Annotated in this window: 16 protein-coding genes; 8 read left to right on the top strand and 8 right to left on the bottom strand. The window is 68.1% G+C overall.

Annotated elements, in window-relative coordinates:
• Nucleotides 1–19: 19 nt before the first annotated feature.
• On the bottom strand, nt 20–1219 hold the full coding sequence (locus ON40_RS28395) for a glycosyltransferase (RefSeq protein ID WP_040827937.1): 1200 nt from the start codon (nt 1217–1219) through the stop codon (nt 20–22).
• Between the two features lie 334 nt (nt 1220–1553).
• Between ON40_RS28395 and ON40_RS28390 the strand changes: the two genes are divergently transcribed.
• A complete protein-coding gene (locus ON40_RS28390; RefSeq protein WP_051193675.1) occupies nt 1554–5297 on the top strand; it encodes a Pls/PosA family non-ribosomal peptide synthetase in 3744 nt (1247 codons plus the stop codon).
• A 33-nt stretch (nt 5298–5330) separates the two neighbouring features.
• Here the strand turns inward: ON40_RS28390 and ON40_RS28385 are convergent, their stop codons facing one another.
• Nucleotides 5331–5948 carry a TetR/AcrR family transcriptional regulator gene (locus ON40_RS28385; RefSeq protein WP_245568032.1) on the bottom strand — a complete coding sequence of 206 codons (618 nt, stop codon included), beginning with the start codon at nt 5946–5948 and terminating at the stop codon, nt 5331–5333.
• 96 nt (nt 5949–6044) lie between these two features.
• Here ON40_RS28385 and ON40_RS28380 point away from each other — a divergent pair, with 96 nt between their 5' ends.
• Genes ON40_RS28380 through ON40_RS28365 form a run of 4 tightly spaced genes read left to right on the top strand, consistent with a single transcriptional unit; the run spans nt 6045 to nt 8873 of the window.
• Complete coding sequence (locus ON40_RS28380) at nt 6045–7274, top strand: alkane 1-monooxygenase (RefSeq protein ID WP_040827936.1); 1230 nt, start codon at nt 6045–6047, stop codon at nt 7272–7274.
• Entirely contained in the window at nt 7274–7462 is a 189-nt protein-coding gene (locus ON40_RS28375; RefSeq protein WP_040827935.1) for a rubredoxin, read from the top strand. Before ON40_RS28380 ends, ON40_RS28375 begins: the two co-directional genes overlap by 1 nt.
• Entirely contained in the window at nt 7459–7644 is a 186-nt protein-coding gene (locus ON40_RS28370; RefSeq protein ID WP_040827934.1) for a rubredoxin, read from the top strand. The genes ON40_RS28375 and ON40_RS28370 overlap by 4 nt, the downstream gene beginning before the upstream one ends.
• Entirely contained in the window at nt 7641–8873 is a 1233-nt protein-coding gene (locus tag ON40_RS28365) for an NAD(P)/FAD-dependent oxidoreductase (RefSeq protein WP_040827933.1), read from the top strand. The genes ON40_RS28370 and ON40_RS28365 overlap by 4 nt, the downstream gene beginning before the upstream one ends.
• A 36-nt stretch (nt 8874–8909) precedes the next feature.
• Here the strand turns inward: ON40_RS28365 and ON40_RS28360 are convergent, their stop codons facing one another.
• The 6 genes from ON40_RS28360 to ON40_RS28335 are packed head-to-tail and all read right to left on the bottom strand — an operon-like array spanning nt 8910 to nt 14949.
• A complete protein-coding gene (locus ON40_RS28360; protein ID WP_040827932.1) occupies nt 8910–9767 on the bottom strand; it encodes an amidohydrolase family protein in 858 nt (285 codons plus the stop codon).
• A gap of 15 nt (nt 9768–9782) precedes the next feature.
• Entirely contained in the window at nt 9783–10763 is a 981-nt protein-coding gene (locus ON40_RS28355) for a substrate-binding domain-containing protein (protein ID WP_040827931.1), read from the bottom strand.
• A 48-nt stretch (nt 10764–10811) separates the two neighbouring features.
• Entirely contained in the window at nt 10812–12461 is a 1650-nt protein-coding gene (locus tag ON40_RS28350; protein WP_040827930.1) for a thiamine pyrophosphate-binding protein, read from the bottom strand.
• Complete coding sequence (locus ON40_RS28345; RefSeq protein ID WP_040827929.1) at nt 12458–13513, bottom strand: amidohydrolase family protein; 1056 nt, start codon at nt 13511–13513, stop codon at nt 12458–12460. The genes ON40_RS28350 and ON40_RS28345 overlap by 4 nt, the downstream gene beginning before the upstream one ends.
• 21 nt (nt 13514–13534) lie before the next feature.
• Nucleotides 13535–14389, bottom strand: a complete 855-nt coding sequence (locus ON40_RS28340) for an HpcH/HpaI aldolase family protein (RefSeq protein ID WP_040827928.1) — start codon at nt 14387–14389, stop codon at nt 13535–13537.
• Complete coding sequence (locus tag ON40_RS28335; protein ID WP_040827927.1) at nt 14386–14949, bottom strand: SRPBCC family protein; 564 nt, start codon at nt 14947–14949, stop codon at nt 14386–14388. Before ON40_RS28335 ends, ON40_RS28340 begins: the two co-directional genes overlap by 4 nt.
• A 361-nt stretch (nt 14950–15310) precedes the next feature.
• Between ON40_RS28335 and ON40_RS28330 the strand changes: the two genes are divergently transcribed.
• The 3 genes from ON40_RS28330 to ON40_RS28320 are packed head-to-tail and all read left to right on the top strand — an operon-like array spanning nt 15311 to nt 17870.
• Nucleotides 15311–16198, top strand: a complete 888-nt coding sequence (locus ON40_RS28330) for an ABC transporter substrate-binding protein (protein ID WP_040827926.1) — start codon at nt 15311–15313, stop codon at nt 16196–16198.
• Nucleotides 16195–17013, top strand: a complete 819-nt coding sequence (locus tag ON40_RS28325; RefSeq protein WP_051193661.1) for an ABC transporter ATP-binding protein — start codon at nt 16195–16197, stop codon at nt 17011–17013. Before ON40_RS28330 ends, ON40_RS28325 begins: the two co-directional genes overlap by 4 nt.
• On the top strand, nt 17010–17870 hold the full coding sequence (locus tag ON40_RS28320; RefSeq protein WP_040827925.1) for an ABC transporter permease: 861 nt from the start codon (nt 17010–17012) through the stop codon (nt 17868–17870). The genes ON40_RS28325 and ON40_RS28320 overlap by 4 nt, the downstream gene beginning before the upstream one ends.
• Nucleotides 17871–17872 lie beyond the last annotated feature (2 nt).

Genomic DNA, 17872 nt, shown 5'->3' with positions numbered 1-17872 from the left:
GTGCATTCCGGCAGCTGCCCTATCGGATCGCGTCGATCAGCAATTTCGCCGCCGTGCCCGCCCCGTCCGAGGTGATCATGGCGGCCACTGCGTGTGCCCGCGCTCGGGTGGTGGACGTCAGTGCCGTGTCGAGCGCGGCGGACAATGACGCGAGATCGGGAAGCGTGTCCGCACACGCCGTCCCGATGCCGAGATCGGCCACTCGCCGGGCCCAGTACGCCTGGTCCATCATCTGGGGTATCACCACTTGCGGCACCCCGGCTCGGGCGGCGGTCGTTGTCGTGCCCGCGCCGCCGTGGTGGATGACGGCCGCGACGCGCGGGAACAGCGCCTGATGGTTGACCTCGCCCAGAGTCATGCAGTCGGGGAGGTCGTCGGGCACGGCGATATCCGCCCAACCGCGGGAGAGGAGCACGCGGTGGTTGTGCGCGCGGACTGCCTCGATCGCGACCTCGGCGAGGCTGCTGTGCACGCGCATACTGCCGAAGCCGATGTACACCGGAGGTGTACCGGCGTCCAGGAACGCCGCCAATTCGGTGGGCAGGGGACGTTCGTCCGGGACGATCCAGGCGCCGGTCTGCACGACGCCCACACCGGGTGATTCCGGCCACGGTCCCAGCACGGGATCCGCGGCCAGCCAGGGGCGGTCGGTGATGATGTGGTCGCGCACGGCATCCACCGGCGGTAGCCCGAGGGTCGCCCGGCGGGTATTCACCGCCGCACCGAACTGCGCATTCCACCCCTGGGCGTCGATCTCCCACTGCAGGGAGTTGGCTATCGTCTCCGGCGCGGGCCGTTCACCCGGCCTTCTCGGCATCGGCGGGTGATGCGGCGAGGGCAGGCTGGTCGGCTGGTAGCTCGCGTACTGGTAGTGGATGCCCAGCTTCTCCGCGGCCGACCGGGCGGCGATCTCGGTCATCCCGGTCGCCACCACCGCATCGCATCCTGCGGCTGCTGCGGGGATCGTCTCGAATTGATATGCGGGCCAACGGTTTGCGTAGTCCAGCACATCGGCCAGGGAGAATCCCCGCGTGGTCCGCGGGCTCGGCATCGGCGGGCCCAGCGGCACCAGCGGTACGCCCAGCTCGGTGAAGCGCCTGGCGAAGTCCGGCGGCGCGCACACCCGCACCTGGGCTCCGAACTCACGCAACCGCACCGCCAGGCCCAGGGCGGGCTCGATATCGCCGCGCGATCCGCTCGTCGACAACAGCACTCGCACGCCGTCACTCCTTGTCCGCATGTTCCGGTGGACGGTAGTCGGCCGTGGAAGGCCCGGTGATCACGGTGTTCCCACCGGTGGCGCGGGCGTGATGCCCCGGCCCGAGGCTGCCGCACGGGTGCTTTGTTCCCTGTTTTCCCTGTCCGGGCTGTGGATAAAATGTGGTGGAACCCGATTTGTGGCCGACTTGTCGCCACGGAAAGGTTTCGCAGTGACAGTCGACACGCCTATCTCAACTTCCGACGCAGCGGTTTACCCCGGTAGGTCGTCGGTGCCGAGGTCCGCGACTTTGCTCGATGTGCTGAACCACTCGGTTTCCGCCTGGCCGGACGAGATGGCGATCGACGACGGCGAACGTCGGTTGTCGTATCGGCGCCTCGATCGGGTCGTGCGTGCGGGGGCCGGTGCGCTGCGGATGCGGGGGATTCGGGTCGGTGATCGGGTCGGTGTGCGGGTGGCGTCCGGTTCGACCGAGTTGTATGTGGCGATTCTGACCGTGTTGGCGGCGGGTGCGGCGTACGTGCCGGTGGATGCCGATGATCCGGATGAACGCGCCGAGTTGATCTGGCGGGAGGCGGGCGTGCGCGCCGTGCTCGGCGCGGACGGCGGTATCACGCTGCGGGAGCACACCGAGCGGGTCTGCTCTGCCCGCGAGCTCGAACCCGGTGACGACGCGTGGATCATCTTCACCTCCGGCTCCACCGGGAAGGCCAAGGCGGTCGTGGTGAGTCATCGCTCGGCCGTGGCTTTCGCGGATGCCGAGGCCCGGTTGTTCCTGCGCGACGCGCCGATCGGGCCCGGGGACCGGGTGCTGGCCGGGCTGTCGGTGTCGTTCGACGCCTCCTGCGAGGAGATGTGGCTGGCCTGGCGGCACGGCGCCTGCCTGGTCCCGGTGTCGCGGGCGCTGGTGCGCACCGGGGCGGATCTCGGCCCGTGGCTCGCGCGGCGACGGATCACCGTGGTGTCCACGGTGCCCAGTCTGGCCGCCCTGTGGTCGCCAGAGATGCTCGCCGGGGTGCGGCTGCTGATCGTCGGCGGCGAACCGTGCCCACCAGAAGTGGTGCGGCGCTTCGCCGATGACGATCGCGAGGTCTGGAACACCTACGGGCCCACGGAGGCCACCGTGGTGAGCAGCGCGGCCCGGCTGCGCGACGGCGAGCCGGTGCGGATCGGACTGCCGCTGGACGGCTGGCGGCTGGCCGTGGTCGACGAGGCCGAGCGGCCCGTTCGCTGGGGTGAGGTCGGTGAGCTGGTCGTCGGCGGTGTCGGTCTGGGTCGCTATCTGGATCCCGCGCGGGATGCGGAGCAGTTCGCACCGCTGCCCACGCTGGGCTGGGCACGGGCCTATCGCAGCGGCGATCTGGTGCGAGCCCATCGCGAGGGCCTCGAATTCGTCGGTCGCCGCGACGACCAGGTCAAGATCGGTGGCCGCCGGATCGAACTCGGCGAGATCGAGGACGCACTGCTGGATCTGCCCTCGGTGGTGGCGGCGATCACGCTGGTCAAACACACTGCGGCCAGGTGCGATGTACTTGTCGGCTACGTCGTTCCGGCCGACGGCGACCCGCAGCGATTCGACCGGGACGGCGCGCTACGGCTGCTGCGCGAGCGTCTGCCGGCGGCGTTGGTTCCTCGGCTCGCCCTGCTGTCCGAGTTCCCCACCCGGGCGTCCGGCAAAGTGGATCGTGCGGCACTGCCGTGGCCGCTGCCCGCCGATCCGGGCAGGCAACCGGCCGAAACGGATGAGACGACCGCCTGGCTCTGCGGGTTGTGGCACGACATGCTGGGCACCGAGGCCGATGCGTACGGCGACTTCTTCGACCTCGGCGGCACCAGTCTGACCGCGGCGCGGCTGGTGTCGATGCTGCGCGAGCGGTATCCGGAGGTATCGGTGGCGGATGTGTACCGGTACCCGACCCCGGCGGCGCTGCGCCTACGGCTGGTCTGCGCGGATCAGTCGCAGCGGCCGTGCCGCACGGTGTCGCCGATCCCGTTGTGGACCCGTGCGGTCCAGACCGCGATTCAGCTACTGCTCCTTGCCGTTTCGGGTGTGCGGTGGGTCGTGGGGGTGGCGCTGATCGGCAACGTGTACTCGATCGTCGAACCGGAGAGCTGGCTGCCCCGGCTGCCGTGGTCGGTGCTGGTACCCGCCTTGTTGGTGCTGTCGGCTCCGCCCGGCAGGGTGCTGGTCGCCGGGCTGGGCGCGCGGGTCGTGCGGGGCCGGATCACACCGGGCAGCTACCGACGAGGCGGCCGGACCCATCTGCGACTGTGGGCCGCCGAGCGCCTGGTCGCCTCGTTCGGGCTCGCTTCGATCGTCGGCACCCCGCTGGCCGTCCAGTACGCCCGGCTGCTCGGCTGCCATGTCGGCAAGAACGTCGACCTGCACGCTCTGCCGCCCGTCACCGGGCTGGCGAGCATCGGCGACGGAGCGGCCGTCGAACCGCGAGCCGATCTGGCGGGCTGGTGGCTCGACGGCGATCTGCTGCGCGTGGGCTCGGTGCGCGTCGGCGCGGGTGCGCGAGTGGGGTCACGAAGCACGGTGATGCCGGATACCGAGATCGGGGACGGCGCGCAGGTGCTCCCGGGCAGTTGTGTGGTGGGTGCGGTGCCGGCCGGACAGTGCTGGGTCGGTTCACCGGCGTCGGGGCAGGAGAGCTCCGTGCGATGGCCGTTCACTCGGCCCGCTCGCCCGCGTCGGTGGCTGCTGGCCTTCATGCTGGCGCCCGCGCTGCGCGAGCTGGTGGGTGCCATGGCCGCGGTTCCGGTCGTGGTTTTGGGGTTCGTGGTGATACCCGCGGACGCGTCGGCATCCGACGCCGCGGTCCGTCTCGTGCTGTGGTTGCCGGTCATGGTGGTGCTGGGCATGCTCTGCCAGGCGTCGGCGACCGTCGCGATGGTCCGGCTGGCGGGACGGGCACTGCGGCCGGGGACCCACCCGATGTTCAGCGCGGCGGGGTGGGCGGCGTGGTTCGTCCACGAACTGCTGGAAACCTCGCACAAGAAGCTGTTTCCGTTGTACGTCAGCCTGTTCACGCCGATCTGGCTGCGTGCGCTCGGGGCCAGGATCGGTCGGTCGGTCGAGCTGTCCACCGTGCAGGCGCTGCCGCAACTGCTGCGGGTCGCGGACTCGGCATTCCTCGCGGACGACGTGCTCGTCGCACCGTACGAACTGCGCGGCGGGTGGCTGCGGCTCGGGCGTTCCCGGGTCGGAGCCCGTGGGTTCGTGGGGAATTCGGGGATCGTCGGCCCCGGCAAGGCGGTGGGCGACAACGCGCTGATCGGGGTGCTCTCCGATACCCCGGACGAGGTGCCGGAAGGGACGTCCTGGCTGGGCCGTCCGCCGATCCGGTTGCGGCGCAACGCCGAGCAGCCCGATCCCGCGCGCACGTTCGCGCCGCGGCGGGCGCTGGTCCTGGCGCGGGCGCTGGTCGAGCTGTGCCGGGTGGTGCCGTTCGTGTTCGCCGAGTTGCTCGGGCTGGCCACGTTCGGGGCCTTCGTCTTCGTCTGGGACGAGGACGGGGTGTGGCTGGCGGTGCTGGCCGGTGGCGTGGTGCTGTTCGCCGCGGGAGTCGTCGCCGGTGCGTCGACGACCTTGGCGAAATGGGTTCTGATCGGGCGTTTTTCGTCCGCTCGCCATCCACTGTGGAGTTCGTTCGTCTGGCGCAAGGAGCTCTACGACGTTTTCGTGGAGATGCTCGCGGTGCCGTGGTTGGTGACGCCGGCGATCGGGACGCCGACGTTGAACTGGTGGCTGCGCAGCCTGGGCGCGCGGTTGGGGAGTGGCGTGTGGTGTGAGGCGTACAGCCTGCCGGAGCCCGATCTCGTCGAGGTCGCGTCCGGTGTCAGCGTGAACCGTGGCTGCGTGTTGCAGACGCACCTGTTCCATGACCGGGTGATGCGGCTGGACCGGGTGCACCTGGACCGAGCCGCGACCCTGGGACCGCACAGCATCATGCTGCCCGGCAGCACGATCGGTGAAGCGGCGACGGTCGGCGCGGGATCGCTGGTCATGGCGGCGGAGTCGGTGCCGGGCCAGGGGCGTTGGCAGGGCGCGCCGATCACCAGCGTCAGGTAGGGCAGGCGCGTCCGCCGACGTGAAATAGCGAGGTCAGGCGGACATGGCCGTGAAGACCCGGGTGATCACGAGGGCGACCTGGGCGACCGCGTGATCGATCGGCCCGATCGGCTGGAACAGGTGGCTCAGGGTGAGGCGGACGAGGATTTCGATCAGTGCGGCCAGGTCGTCGTCGGAGAGGGTGGGGAGTTCGTAGCTCTGGCGCATGGCGGCGATGAGTGCGGTGAGCGCGCGGCCCAGGACCGGTTCGGGTTCGGTGACCAGGGCGGGCAGCAGAGTGGTGTCGCCGCTGTGCCGACCGGACAGGACGGCCTTGAGCAGGGTGTTGTCCGCACCGGTGCGCAGCGTGTACTCCGCTGCGCTGGTCATGCCGCTGATCGGGTCGGCCGGATGCTCGGCGAGGGTGTCGACGATGCCGCTCAGGAAGGTGCCGAGTTCGCGTTCGATCAGCGCGTCGGCCAGGGCCTGCCGGGTGCCGATCTCCTTGTAGAGCACCGGGCGGCTGATCCCCACGTCCTTGGCGATGCGGGACATGTTCACCGCACCCCAGCCCTCGGTGCAGACCACCTCCCGGGCGGCGTCCAGGGCTCGTTCGCGCAGGAGCAGGCGCATCTCGCTCTGAAAATTCGGCGCTTCAGCCACGGTGGTCATTGTACATCAGCTCCTCTTGTGACTCTCTCATTGACAACTCATCATAAGTTGTATTCACTAGATACACATTCTGCAATTGTGTAAACGGAGTGCGACATGACGACATCTCGGATCGGCGAATCGGGGCCCACCGCGGCCGAGTCCCGGCAATGGCGCGATCGCAAGCGATACCTGTGGCTGCTGGGCCTGGTCGCGCCGACCGCACTGCTGGTCGCGGCGGCGCTGGTGCGGGTCTTCAACTGGTTCGGTTGGCAGGCGGTCAGCCCGGTCTGGTGGTGGATCGGCCCGATCCTGGTCTACGTGCTGCTGCCGAGCCTGGACCGGTTCTTCGGTCCCGACGGGCAGAACCCTCCCGAGGAGGTCATGGAGCAGCTGGAGAACGATCGGTACTACCGCTACTGCACCTACGCCTACATCCCGTTCCAGCTGATCAGCCTGGCCTTCGCGAGTTATCTGTGGACCGCGTCGAATCTGTCCTGGCTGGGCATCGACGGCGGTCTGGGCCTGGCGTCCAAGATCGGCCTGGCGCTGAGTATCGGCACCGTCGGCGGCGTGGGCATCAACACCGCCCACGAACTCGGGCACAAGAAGGACGAACTCGAACGCTGGCTGTCGAAGATCACCCTGGCGCAGACCGCGTACGGCCACTTCTACATCGAGCACAATCGCGGCCACCACGTGCGGGTCGCCACGCCGGAGGATCCCGCCAGCGCCCGCTTCGGCGAGAATTTCTGGACCTTCCTGCCGCGCAGCGTGTGGGGCAGTCTGCGCTCGTCGTGGGAACTGGAGAAGACCCGGCTGCACCGAATGGGCAGGGGCCCGTGGACGATCCGCAACGACATCCTCAGCGCCTGGCTGATGACGCTCGTGCTGTGGGGTGTACTGACCGCGATCTTCGGACCGGCGATCCTGCCGTATCTGGTCCTGCAGGCCGTCTACGGTTTCTCGCTGCTGGAGACGGTGAACTATCTGGAGCACTACGGGCTGCTGCGGCAGCGGACCGCGAGCGGCCGCTACGAGCGGTGCACCCCGGAACACAGCTGGAATTCCGACCACATCGTGACCAACATCTTCCTGTACCACCTGCAGCGGCACAGCGATCATCACGCGAATCCCACTCGGCGGTACCAGATCCTGCGCAGTATGGACGGTGCGCCGAATCTGCCCAGCGGGTACGCCAGCATGATCACGCTGGCCTACTTCCCGCCGCTGTGGCGCCGGGTGATGGACCACCGGGTGCTGGAGCACTACCAGGGCGACATCACTCGCGTGAACATCCAACCCGCACAACGCGAACGGGTCCTGGCGAAGTACGGAGCCCGGTGATGGCCGCCTATCGCTGCCCGGTCTGCGATTACGTCTACGACGAGACCGAAGGCGCTGCGCGCGAGGGATTCCCGCCCGGCACGCCCTGGTCCGCCGTGCCCGACGACTGGTGCTGCCCCGATTGCGGCGTCCGGGAGAAGGTCGATTTCGACGCCGTCACCGATATGTCCGGAAGGAAGTCCCGATGAGTACCGACTACAAGCTGTTCCGTTGTCTGCAATGTGGTTTCGAGTACGACGAGGCACTGGGCTGGCCCGAGGACGGTATCGCGCCCGGCACCCGCTGGGACGACATCCCCGAGGACTGGTCCTGCCCGGACTGCGGTGCGGCGAAGGCCGATTTCGAGATGGTCGAGGTCAGTCGCGCATGACGGATCGGATCGTGATCGCGGGCGCCGGAGCGGCCGGTGCGACCGCGGCCCGGACCCTGCGCGCCGAGGGGTGCACCGGCCGGATCGTGCTCGTCGGCGCGGAACACCACGCCCCCTATCGCCGTCCGATGGTGTCGAAGGATCTGCTCGCCGGGACCCGCGAGATCGACCGGTGCCTGCTGGAACCCGAAAAGTCCTGGGCCGAGCGGGATATCGAGCTGCGTGTGGCGACCAGGGTCGCCGATATCGATACCGGCCGCCGCCGACTGTGGCTCAGCACCGGCGAACCGCTCGACTACGACGCGCTGCTGCTGGCCACCGGTGCACGGGCGCGACGCCTGGAACAGCATCCGCCCGTGCGGGTTCGCTCGCTGCGCGGCGTCGCCGATATCGCGCCACTGCGTGCGGCGATCGAGCACGGCCCGCTGCTGATCATCGGTGCGGGCCTGGTCGGCCTGGAGGTCGCGGCCACCGCTCGTGGCCTCGGCGCACAGGTGCGGATCCTGCACGCGGGTGCCGCGCCCTTGGATCGCACTGTGCCACCGGAGATTTCGGCGCTCGTCCGAGATCTGCACGCTGAGCACGAGGTGCAGATCGAGAACGATGTCCGCCTGGCCGAGCTCGAGCAGATCGACAGCCGGGGAGTGGTCGCGACGGCCACCGACGGCCGCACCTGGACCGCGTGCTCCGCCCTGGTCGCCATCGGCGCGGTCCCGGACACCGCCCTGGCCCGAACGGCCGGAATCGCCGTGGACAACGGCATTCTCGTGGACGAGCAGTACCGGACCTCGGCAGCGGGCATCTACGCCGCCGGAGACGTGGCCAACCGCTTCAACCCTCTGCTCGGCAGGCACGAACGCGGCGAGCATTGGAACAGTGCCTTGGCCGAAGGCAAAGCTGCCGCGAAATCTCTACTGGGACAACAGATCACCGAGGTCGACATCCCGTGGGGATGGTCCACCCAGTTTGGTGTGAACCTGCAGTTCGCGGGCTGGACCTCCGCGTACGACGAACTGATCGTCCGAGGATCGCTCGACGCCCGCGACTTCACCGCCCTGGCACTGCGCGACGGCGCACTCGTCGGCGCGGTATCCATCGGCCGCCCCCGAGACATCCGAGCGGCCCGTGATCTCATCGCGACCGGCGCGGCGCGCACGCCCGCGGCCTGGGCCGACGAATCCACGGATCTCGCCGACCCCGCCCGCATCTCGGTGCCGGCCGTGTCCTGAACCCTCGATTGCCCACGGCCGCAGGTCGTTTCGCGGCTACGCAGGTCCGGTCAGACCCGGGTACAGCCGACGCGCGGTCCCGGCGAAGATCTCCTCGCGATCGGCCTGCGGGACGTCGATCAGGACGGCCTGGGCCAGGGCGAGGAGTTCGGGCAGGGACTGTTCCGCGGCGGGCAGGTTGGAGCCCCAGGCGATGCGGTGTGCGCCGAAGGCGGCCAGCACCGGCTCCAGGAAACCCGCTGCCTCCCTGCCGACATCGCGCAGGGGTTCGAGGGTGCGGTGGGTCAGCTTGAGGTGCAGGCCCGGGTGCTGGGCCAGGCTCGCCACCTCTTTGCCCGCGCCCGTCGGGGAGGCCGCGACATCGGGGTAGCCCATGTGGTCCAGCAGCACGTAGACCGAGGGGAATCGGCGCAGCAGTTCCTCGAGCTGGGCGGTCGCGGGGCCCAGGCGCATCTGCATGCAGACGGTGACGCCGAGATCGGTGGCCTTCTCCCAGAACGGGTACGTCTCCGGCGCGGCGAACCATTCACCCTGGATGGGCACCGTACTGCCGCTGGTGAACAGCCGGACCCCGGAGAGCCCGTCGTCGGCGACGACCTTGGCGAGGTTGTCGGCGGCATCGGGACGCAACGGGTCCACCGTGCCCACCGCGATGAACCGATCGGACCGCTGTGCCCGGCTGTCCAGCACGTACGAGTTGTCGTAGCCGTACGCGGTCGTGGCCTGCACCAGCACCGACCGGGAGATCCCGGCCTCGTCCATGGCGGCGGCCATACCGTCCGCGGTGACCGGGCGGGTGGAAGCCCAGCCGGACTGCTTGCCGCCCAGCGGTGCGCGGGGGTAGCGGGTCGTATCGTCGGAGATGATGTGGCAGTGCGTGTCGATGATGTCCATTGCTGATCTCTTCTCTCAGGCGTCGGGGTAGCTGCCGTCGTCGAACAGGCTCGGCGGCTCGCCGGGGAAATCGGGGTCGAGCAGGCCCTGCTCCCGGGAGAACTGCACCAGCGCGCGCAGGCTGGCGTCGTTCGCCTTCAGGCCGTAGGGAATCGGGTCGCCGCCGATCCGTTCGGCCTGCCGACCCAGTCGCGGCAGCGCCGACCACTGCGGGTCCGCCGCGACCTGACGGCGCTTGGCCTCGGCGAACGCGGCGTACAGCGCGGTCGGCAGTTCGGGATCGCGCTGCACGAGTTCGCTGCGGATCGTGATCACCGAGTGCAGCGGGTAGATCCCGGTGCGCAGATACCAGTCGGTGGCGAGCACGTTGGGCTCGGAGAACAGCGGGTACGGCCCCTCGTCGCCGGTGGGCTCCCCGGGCGTGGCCTGCCAGCCGGTGACAGGTGCGCCGGCGCGCCCGGTTCCGGCGTTGCCGGTGAGCGCGGCGTCGATATCCCCGGCGCGCAACAACTCTCCGAGCGATCGGCCGTCGGTGACCCGCTCGACGTTCGAGGGCGCGCGGCCCTCGATGTGGTCGTCGTCGTCCACGACCCAGGTGATCGAATCGGTGTCGACGCCGTATTCGTCGCGCAGGATGCCGCGCACCCACACCCCGGTGGTCACGGTGTAGGCGCGCACGCCGATCCGCTTGCCCTCCAGGTCCTTCGGGAATCGAATGCCGGATTTCGCACTGCACTGGACATCGGCGTGGTGGAAGCGGCGGTTGAGGAACACCGGGATCGCGGTGAGCGCCACCTCGGCCTGTAGTGCCATCAGATAGGAGGTCGGCGCGAGTTCGCACACGTCGAATTCGAGGTCGCGGATCATCCGCCGGTACGCGCCGATGACGGGTTCGACCGTGACCGGTTCCACCGCGTAACCGTCGATCGCGACGTCACCGTCCAGCAGCGGCTGCGCGTGCGCGTATTTTCCCAGGACCACCGAAAGCTTGTTCATGTCTTGCCTTTTCGTTCGGATGTGATGTGGTCGGTTCGACCGGGTGGCTCAGACGTCCTCGCCGTACTGGATGCGCCGATAGGGCACACTCATCACGTCGCGGGTGATCCGGACGTCGATCACCGTGGGCCCCGGCGCACGGACGTACTCGGCCAGCGCGGCGCGCAGCTCGTCGGTGTCGCGGACGGTCGCACCGTTTCCGCCGAGCGATTTCGCCACCGCGCCCAGCTCCGGGGTGGAGATAAGCGCGAGTTCGGCGTTCAGGCCCTTGGCCTTCGATTTGTGGTATTCCGCGCCCAGTCCCTCGTCGTTCATCACGACGACGAGCACGGGAAGCCCATAGCGGCAAGCGGTTTCGAACTCCGACAGGTGCATCAGGAAACTCGCGTCGCCTTCGACCACGAACGTCGGCCGACCGGTGGCGACGGCGATGCCGATGGTGAGCAGCGGGGCCTGGCCGATCGCGCCGAACATGCCGTAGTTCGAGGTGATTTCGCGCGAGCGCTGGAACAGCATCGTGCCGAAGTCCGTCTGATGCCCGCTGCCCAGGACCAGCCCGATCTCGCCGGGCAGTTCGGCGTCGATCACCGCGATCGCCTCGCGCGGGTCCAGAAGGCCGTTGCCGCTGCGGTATTCGGCCGGATCGATCAGCGGCGCGGTCAGCCGGCGGTGCACCTCGGCGGTGTGGAAGCCCTCCAGCTCGACGCCGCGGGCATCCAGGGCGGCGGTCAGCTCGGTCAGGCCGCTGATCGCATCGGCCTGCACGTAGCAGTCGGCCACCCGCCCGTTGCCCATCACGAGGTGCGGTGCGGTGTCGATCTGCACGAAACTCGCTTCGGGGAACAGATATCCGCTCTCGATCGTGTAGTGATTGAGGCTCGCGCCCACCGCGATCACGCAGTCGGCCTCCTGCAACAGCTCCATCGCGACCTTGCTGCCGAACAGACCCGCGATCCCGACGTGGTAGTCGGTCTCCCCGTACAGCCAGTTCTTGGCCTGCAACGTGGTGGCCAGCAGCGCTCCGGTGCGGCGCTGCAAGGCCAGGATCTGTGCTCCCGCATCGGCGCCCCGCGCCCCGCGCCCACCGATGATGACCGGGCGTTTGGCCGCCGCGATGAGCTCACAGGCGCGCTGGATGCGTTCCGGATTCGGCAGCAGCGTCGGGGGCCGGATGAGATCGGTGGACGGGACGTAGTCGTTGAAGCCCTCGAACTCCTGCAGCTGCACGTCGAAGGGCGCGCTGATCATCACCGGCCGCGATTCGGTCCGCGCGCGGTAGAAGGCTTGCTGCACAATGTCTTCGGCCGAATCGGCCTTGGTCACCTGGAGGAATTCGCACTCGAGCGCGGCGGCGAACCGGCGCTGATCGAGATACTGCACGGCGGAGGTGTCGCCCAGCGACGTCTCGCCGCAGAACGCGACCAGCGGGATCCGGGCCCGGCTCGCCACGATCATCGAGGTGGCCAGCTGTGCCGTGCCGGGGCCGCTGGTCGTGGTCACGACGCCGGGACGTCCTGTGGCACGGGCGAATCCGTGCGCCATACTCAGTCCCGCGCCCTCGTGACGCACCTCGTACAGCCGGGTTCCGTGCCCGGCCAGCGCGTTCATCCAGTGCATGTTGGCGTCGCCCATCATGCCGAAGACGTGGGTCGCGCCCTCGGCGGCGAAAGCGTTCGCCAGCGCTTCGTAGACCTTCACTGCGCAACCTCCTGCTGCTTCGTGTTCTGCAACGCCGTGCTCAGGCGCGGAAAGACGCGTAATGCGTTGTCGCCGTAGATTGCCGCGCGATCCTGGTCGGTGATCGAGTCGATGGAGTCCAGAATCGCCTTGGTGTCGTCGAAGCGGCGTCCGGTCTCCGGATCCACGCTGCGGACCGCGCCGATCATCTCCGAGGCGAACAGCACGTTGCGCGCGGGAACGATGTCGGTGAGCAGTTCCAGACCGCGCTTGTGATAGACGCAGGTGTCGAAGAAGACGTTGTGCAGCAACGCTTCTTCCAGCGGCGGGCGGCCCTGGTCGATCATCATGCCGCGGTAGCGGCCCCAGTGATACGGCACCGCGCCGCCGCCGTGCGGGATGATCAGCCGCAACGTCGGGAAGTCGCGGAACAGATCCGACTGGCACAGCTGCATGAACACCGAGGTGTCGCCGTTGAGGTAGTGCGCGCAGGTGCCCTGGATCGCGGGGTTGCGGGACATCGCGACGTGCACCATCGCGGGCACGTCGAGTTCCGCCAGCTTCTCGTAGAGCGGGTAGTAGATCCGGTCGGTCAACGGCGGCGCCTGCCAATATCCGTCGGACGGGTCCGGATTGAGCAGACAGCCGACGAATCCGTGTTCGGTGACGCAGCGCTCGAGCTCCACCGCCGAGGTGCGCACGGATTCGGCCAGTGCGTCACCGGGGGACTGCGGGAGCTGGCACGCGCCGACGAACCGGTCCGGGAACAGTCCGCAGACTCGGGCGATCAGGTCGTTGCTCACCTGCGACCACACCAGGCTGGTCTGCGCATCGCCGTAGTGGTGCGCCATCTTTCCCGCGCCCGGCGAGAAGATCGTCAGATCGGTGCCGCGCTCGATCTGCAGCTTCAGCTGTCCCTGTTCGATGGCGGTGCGGATCTCCTCGTCGCTGATCTCGAGTTCACTCGGCGAGACGCGCGCGCCGGAGTTCTCGAACGAGGAGATCTGGCGCTCGCGCCATTTCCCGAGTGCGGGTGGGGCAGTGGTGAAGTGACCGTGACAGTCGATGATCATGAAAGTCTCCAGTTGTGCTGATCAGGAGCGGCCGGTTAGTTTGCGGCCGAGTTCGAGGCCGGGGTAACTGCGCACCGGCGCGGACATCAGGAAGCGGTAGCCCTCGTCGAGCACCTGCTCGACGTTGGATGTGGTGACGTGCGGATGTCCGACGACGACGCCGTGGTCGTTGCAGATCCGCACGATCCGCTGCCTGGCCTCGTTCAGCAGTGGATGGTCGAGCTGGCGGGGAATGCCCAGTTCCTGGCTGAGGTCGCCCTCGCCGATGAGGATCAGGCCGATGCCGGGCACCTGCTCGAGGATGTCCGGGAGATTCTCGATGCCGAGCTGATCCTCGATCTGGATGACGCAGAGGATCTCGCCGTCCGGATCCAGTGGCCACACATCGGCTTTGGCGTAGTACTCGGTGTTGGAGATCCCCCAGTAGCGGGCGGCCGCGGCGGGCGCGTCACCGCGCAGACCCGGCGGATCGAAGCGTTCGGCCTCGGGCAGTCGCGGATACCGGCATGCGGCGACGGCGTTGCGCGCCTCCTCGACCGTGGAGATGTGCGGCCACACGATGCCGTAGGCGCCCAGGTCCAGGGCCTGCTTGGCATGCCATTGACCGAATTCCGCGCCGTTGACCGGAACCCGGACCAGCGGGGTGGGGAAGGGAGCGAGCGTCTCGCCCTCGAAGATCCGCCGGCGATTCAGCAGGTATTGCAGGGTGTCCCGCAAAGTCGTTGCATCCCAAGGCTTGTGCTCGGACTCGAACACCAGGCCGTCGTAGTCGCTGGTCGCGAAGTCGAGTGCGGCGGCGGGCTCGGGCGGGGCGAACGCCGCGAACGCGTGTCCGCCCGATTCGAGTGCGCCGATCACACTGTTCAGCCTCGTCATCGAGCGACCTCCTGCCTGGTCCGCTGCTTCTGGGTGATCCGTCGCCACCAGTCGCCCAGGCGCGCCCAGAAGGATCGGCGGACCGGCGCGGCGGCGGCCACCACCTCATCGCCCGCGCAGCGGCGGACGAGTTGGTCGGCGAAGTCCTTCGTCATACGGGAGATGACCGCTCCCGCACCCGCTTCGATCAGCGGGACGAGCTTGCCGGTCAGGGTGATCTCGCCGCGCACGCTCACCCGGGACGTTCCGGCCGTCGGTCCCTCGGAGACGCCGAAGGTGGCATTGGCCTTGTACCGCGTCGCGCCCTGCCCGTCGTTACCCCGGGCCGTCAGGTGTCCCTCTCGGGTCTCGGCGTCGAGATCGAGTGTGATGCGTGCGCCGAATTTCACTCGCACCGCGCCGAACTTGACCACCATGGCCCCGTCGAACGAACCGTCCTCGTGGGATTCGCCGAGTTCCGCGCCCCGGATGCAGCCGACGACTTGCGGCGGGTCCGAGATCACCTCCCAGACGCGGTCGGTCGGGACGGGGACGTCTATGTCTTCTGTGATCGTGATCAACGCAAAGGACCTCGCTTGGCTCGGGCGGCGTCGGACGGGGTGAGCGCGGCTGCGGACGGACGCCGGAGATGGTTCTGCGGCTGGGAGGGTACTGCCTCCCAATTGCCTGGATTGTTTAACAACTTTTCTAGGCACGTTAGCAGTGGAGCGTCTAGTGCGGCAAGATACTTGCCGTGATGCCGAAACGGTGTTAGCTTGATCTCACATCTTGTTAGACAATCTGCGTTGAGAGCGATGGTTCGACCTCGCCCACCCCTCGAATCGGATTCAGCACGTCACGTCCCCATGCGGTCACCCCGCGCGGCGCGATCACGGACGACGGCCGGGCCACGCACGAAACGCACTGGAAGGCTGGTGGACAGTGAAGACCTACACAGCGGCGGTTCGCGACTACCTCTATACGACGGCGATCAAGTCCGGCGAGCGTGCACCGCAGAACGTCCAGGTCGAATTCCCGGAGATCGAACCGATCCATCGGGCGTTCGCCCCGATGGTGCGAGAGCTGAAGTTCGACTTCTCCGAACTGGCGCTGGCGACCTACCTACAGGCCCGCGAGGCCGGTAAGGAACTGAGCCTGCTGCCGCTGTCCCTGCACGGCAACTTCCATCATCGGTCGATCTGCCGATTGGTCGGCGGTCCGGTCGACAACCCGAAAGACCTGGCGGGCAAGCGAGTCGGCGTCCGTGCCTACACGCAGACCACCGGGATGTGGGTGCGCGGGGTACTGGCCGAGGACTACGGCGTGGACCCCGACGACATCGCCTGGGTCACCACCGAGGGACCGCACGTCGCCGAATACCTCGAACCGGCCAATGTCGAACGAACCTCCGGCTCACTGGTCGATCTGGCCCGCTCGGGCGATATCGCCGCGGTCGTGATGGGCCCGAAGGCGGTGCCCGCCGACGCGCCGCTCGAACCGCTGATCCAGGACTACAAGACGGTCGAGCAAGCCTGGTACCAGCGGCACGAGACGGTGCCGATCAACCACCTGCTGACCGTGCGCACCGAGATCCTGCGCGAGGACCCCGACGCCGTGCGCAATGTCCTGGACGCCTTCGCCGCGGAGATCGACGCGTGGACAGCGAAGTCCGAGCCGGGTCCGCGCGGATACGGCCACGGCCTGACCGGCAGCATCCGCGAAGCGCTGCGACTGTCGATCGACTACGCGGCCCAGCAGCATCTGATCAGCGACAAGCCCACCGTCGAGGACCTGTTCGCCGACTACAACCGCTACCTGGGCGAGCGATGACGGCCGCGACGGCGCCGCGGTCGGCGGTGAAACCGGCCAAGCTGTCGGTCGATGGGGTGTCGCGCAGCTTCCGGTCGATGGCCGACCGCAAGCGCGCCAGGTTCGTCCAGGTGCTGAAGAACATCTCCTTCGAGATGAACGAGGGGGAGATCGTCTCGGTCGTCGGCCTCAGTGGCTGCGGTAAGACCACCTTGCTGCGCATTATCGGCGGACTGCTCAAACCCGACGCCGGAGCGGTCCGGGTCGACGGCCGGGACGTCAGCGGACCCGGCCACGACCGGGCCATCGTCTTCCAGCAGGCATCCCTGCTGCCCTGGCGCACCACGTTGCGGAACGTGCAGTTCGGCCTGGAACTCAAGAAGACCGCGAAGGAGGTGAGCCTGGCGCGATCGCGCGAGGCTCTCGAACTCGTCGGTCTGAAGGATTACGAGCGGTACTACCCCAAACAGCTGTCGGGCGGTATGCAACAGCGCGTGGGACTCGCGCGAGCGCTGGCCGTGGATCCGGAGATCCTGCTGATGGACGAGCCGTTCTCGGCCCTGGACGCCCAGACTCGCGAGGGATTGCAGGCCGAACTGCTGCAACTGCAGGCGACCACCCGCAAGACGATCATGTTCGTCACGCACGACCTGGACGAGGCGGTCTACCTCAGCAATCGGATCCTGGTGCTGCTGCCGCATCCCGGACGCGTGCACAAGATCATCGATGTGAACCTCGGCACGCGCGGTTCGGTCGACGAGGTGAAGTCCGATCCCGCGTTCCTCGAGGCCCGCGACATCGTGGCTCGCGAAATCCGAGCTGGAGGCGACCAATGACGACGATTCAGAGTGTGGTTCGCGGATCTGCGAAAGCACAGGGAACCGGGGCGTCGGACGAGCCCACCGCGGAGGAGCGCGAGTGGGCCCAGCAGCAGCGTCAGGCACGCTTGCGCCGCCTGGGCCTGGTGTGGGCGCTGCGGCTGGCCGTGGCCGCGGTACTGCTGATCAGCTGGCAGATCATCGGACAGGCCAACCCGCTGTTCACCTCCTGCCCGACGGCTGTCGCCGCGGCGGCCTGGGACCAGGTCACCTCCGCAACGCTGTTCACCGCTATCGGGCAGAGTTTCGAGATTCTGGCCATGGGGCTGGTGCTGGGTGTGGTCGTCGGCGTCCTCGGCGGTCTGATCATCGGGCGATATGCGCTGGTCGCGTCGTCGGTCGAATGGATCATGAGCGCGCTCAACGCGACCCCGCTGCTGGCGATCATCCCGCTGGTGATCGTGTGGTTCGGCCTCGGGGTCGAGTCCAAGGTCGTCGTGGTGTTCATGCTGACCGTGTTCTCGATGCTGTTCAACACCGCCGCCGGTGTGCACGAGGTCGATCAGCACGTGCTCGATGTCAGCCGGGCATATATGGCCTCGGAAGGGCAGGTCTTCCGCAAGATCATCCTGCCCAGTTCGGTGCCGTTCATCATGACCGGCCTGCGCATCTCGATCGGCCGTGCGCTGATCGGTACGGTCGCCGCCGAGTTCTTCACCGGTATTTCCGGACTCGGCGGGCGGATCCAGACCTACGGCGCGGCCTATCAGACCGATTCGATGCTGGTCCCGGTGCTGACCCTGATGCTGATCGGTGTCCTGCTCACCGGTGTGGCTCGCTGGCTGGAGAAGATCGCCGCGCCGTGGCGCGACTGACC

Origin of the sequence: Nocardia jiangxiensis NBRC 101359, assembly GCF_000308615.1 — a bacterium.
Taxonomy (GTDB): Bacteria; Actinomycetota; Actinomycetes; order Mycobacteriales; family Mycobacteriaceae; genus Nocardia; species Nocardia jiangxiensis.
Note: the sequence above shows the minus strand (reverse complement) of the source record. Positions and strands in the feature narration are given on the sequence as shown.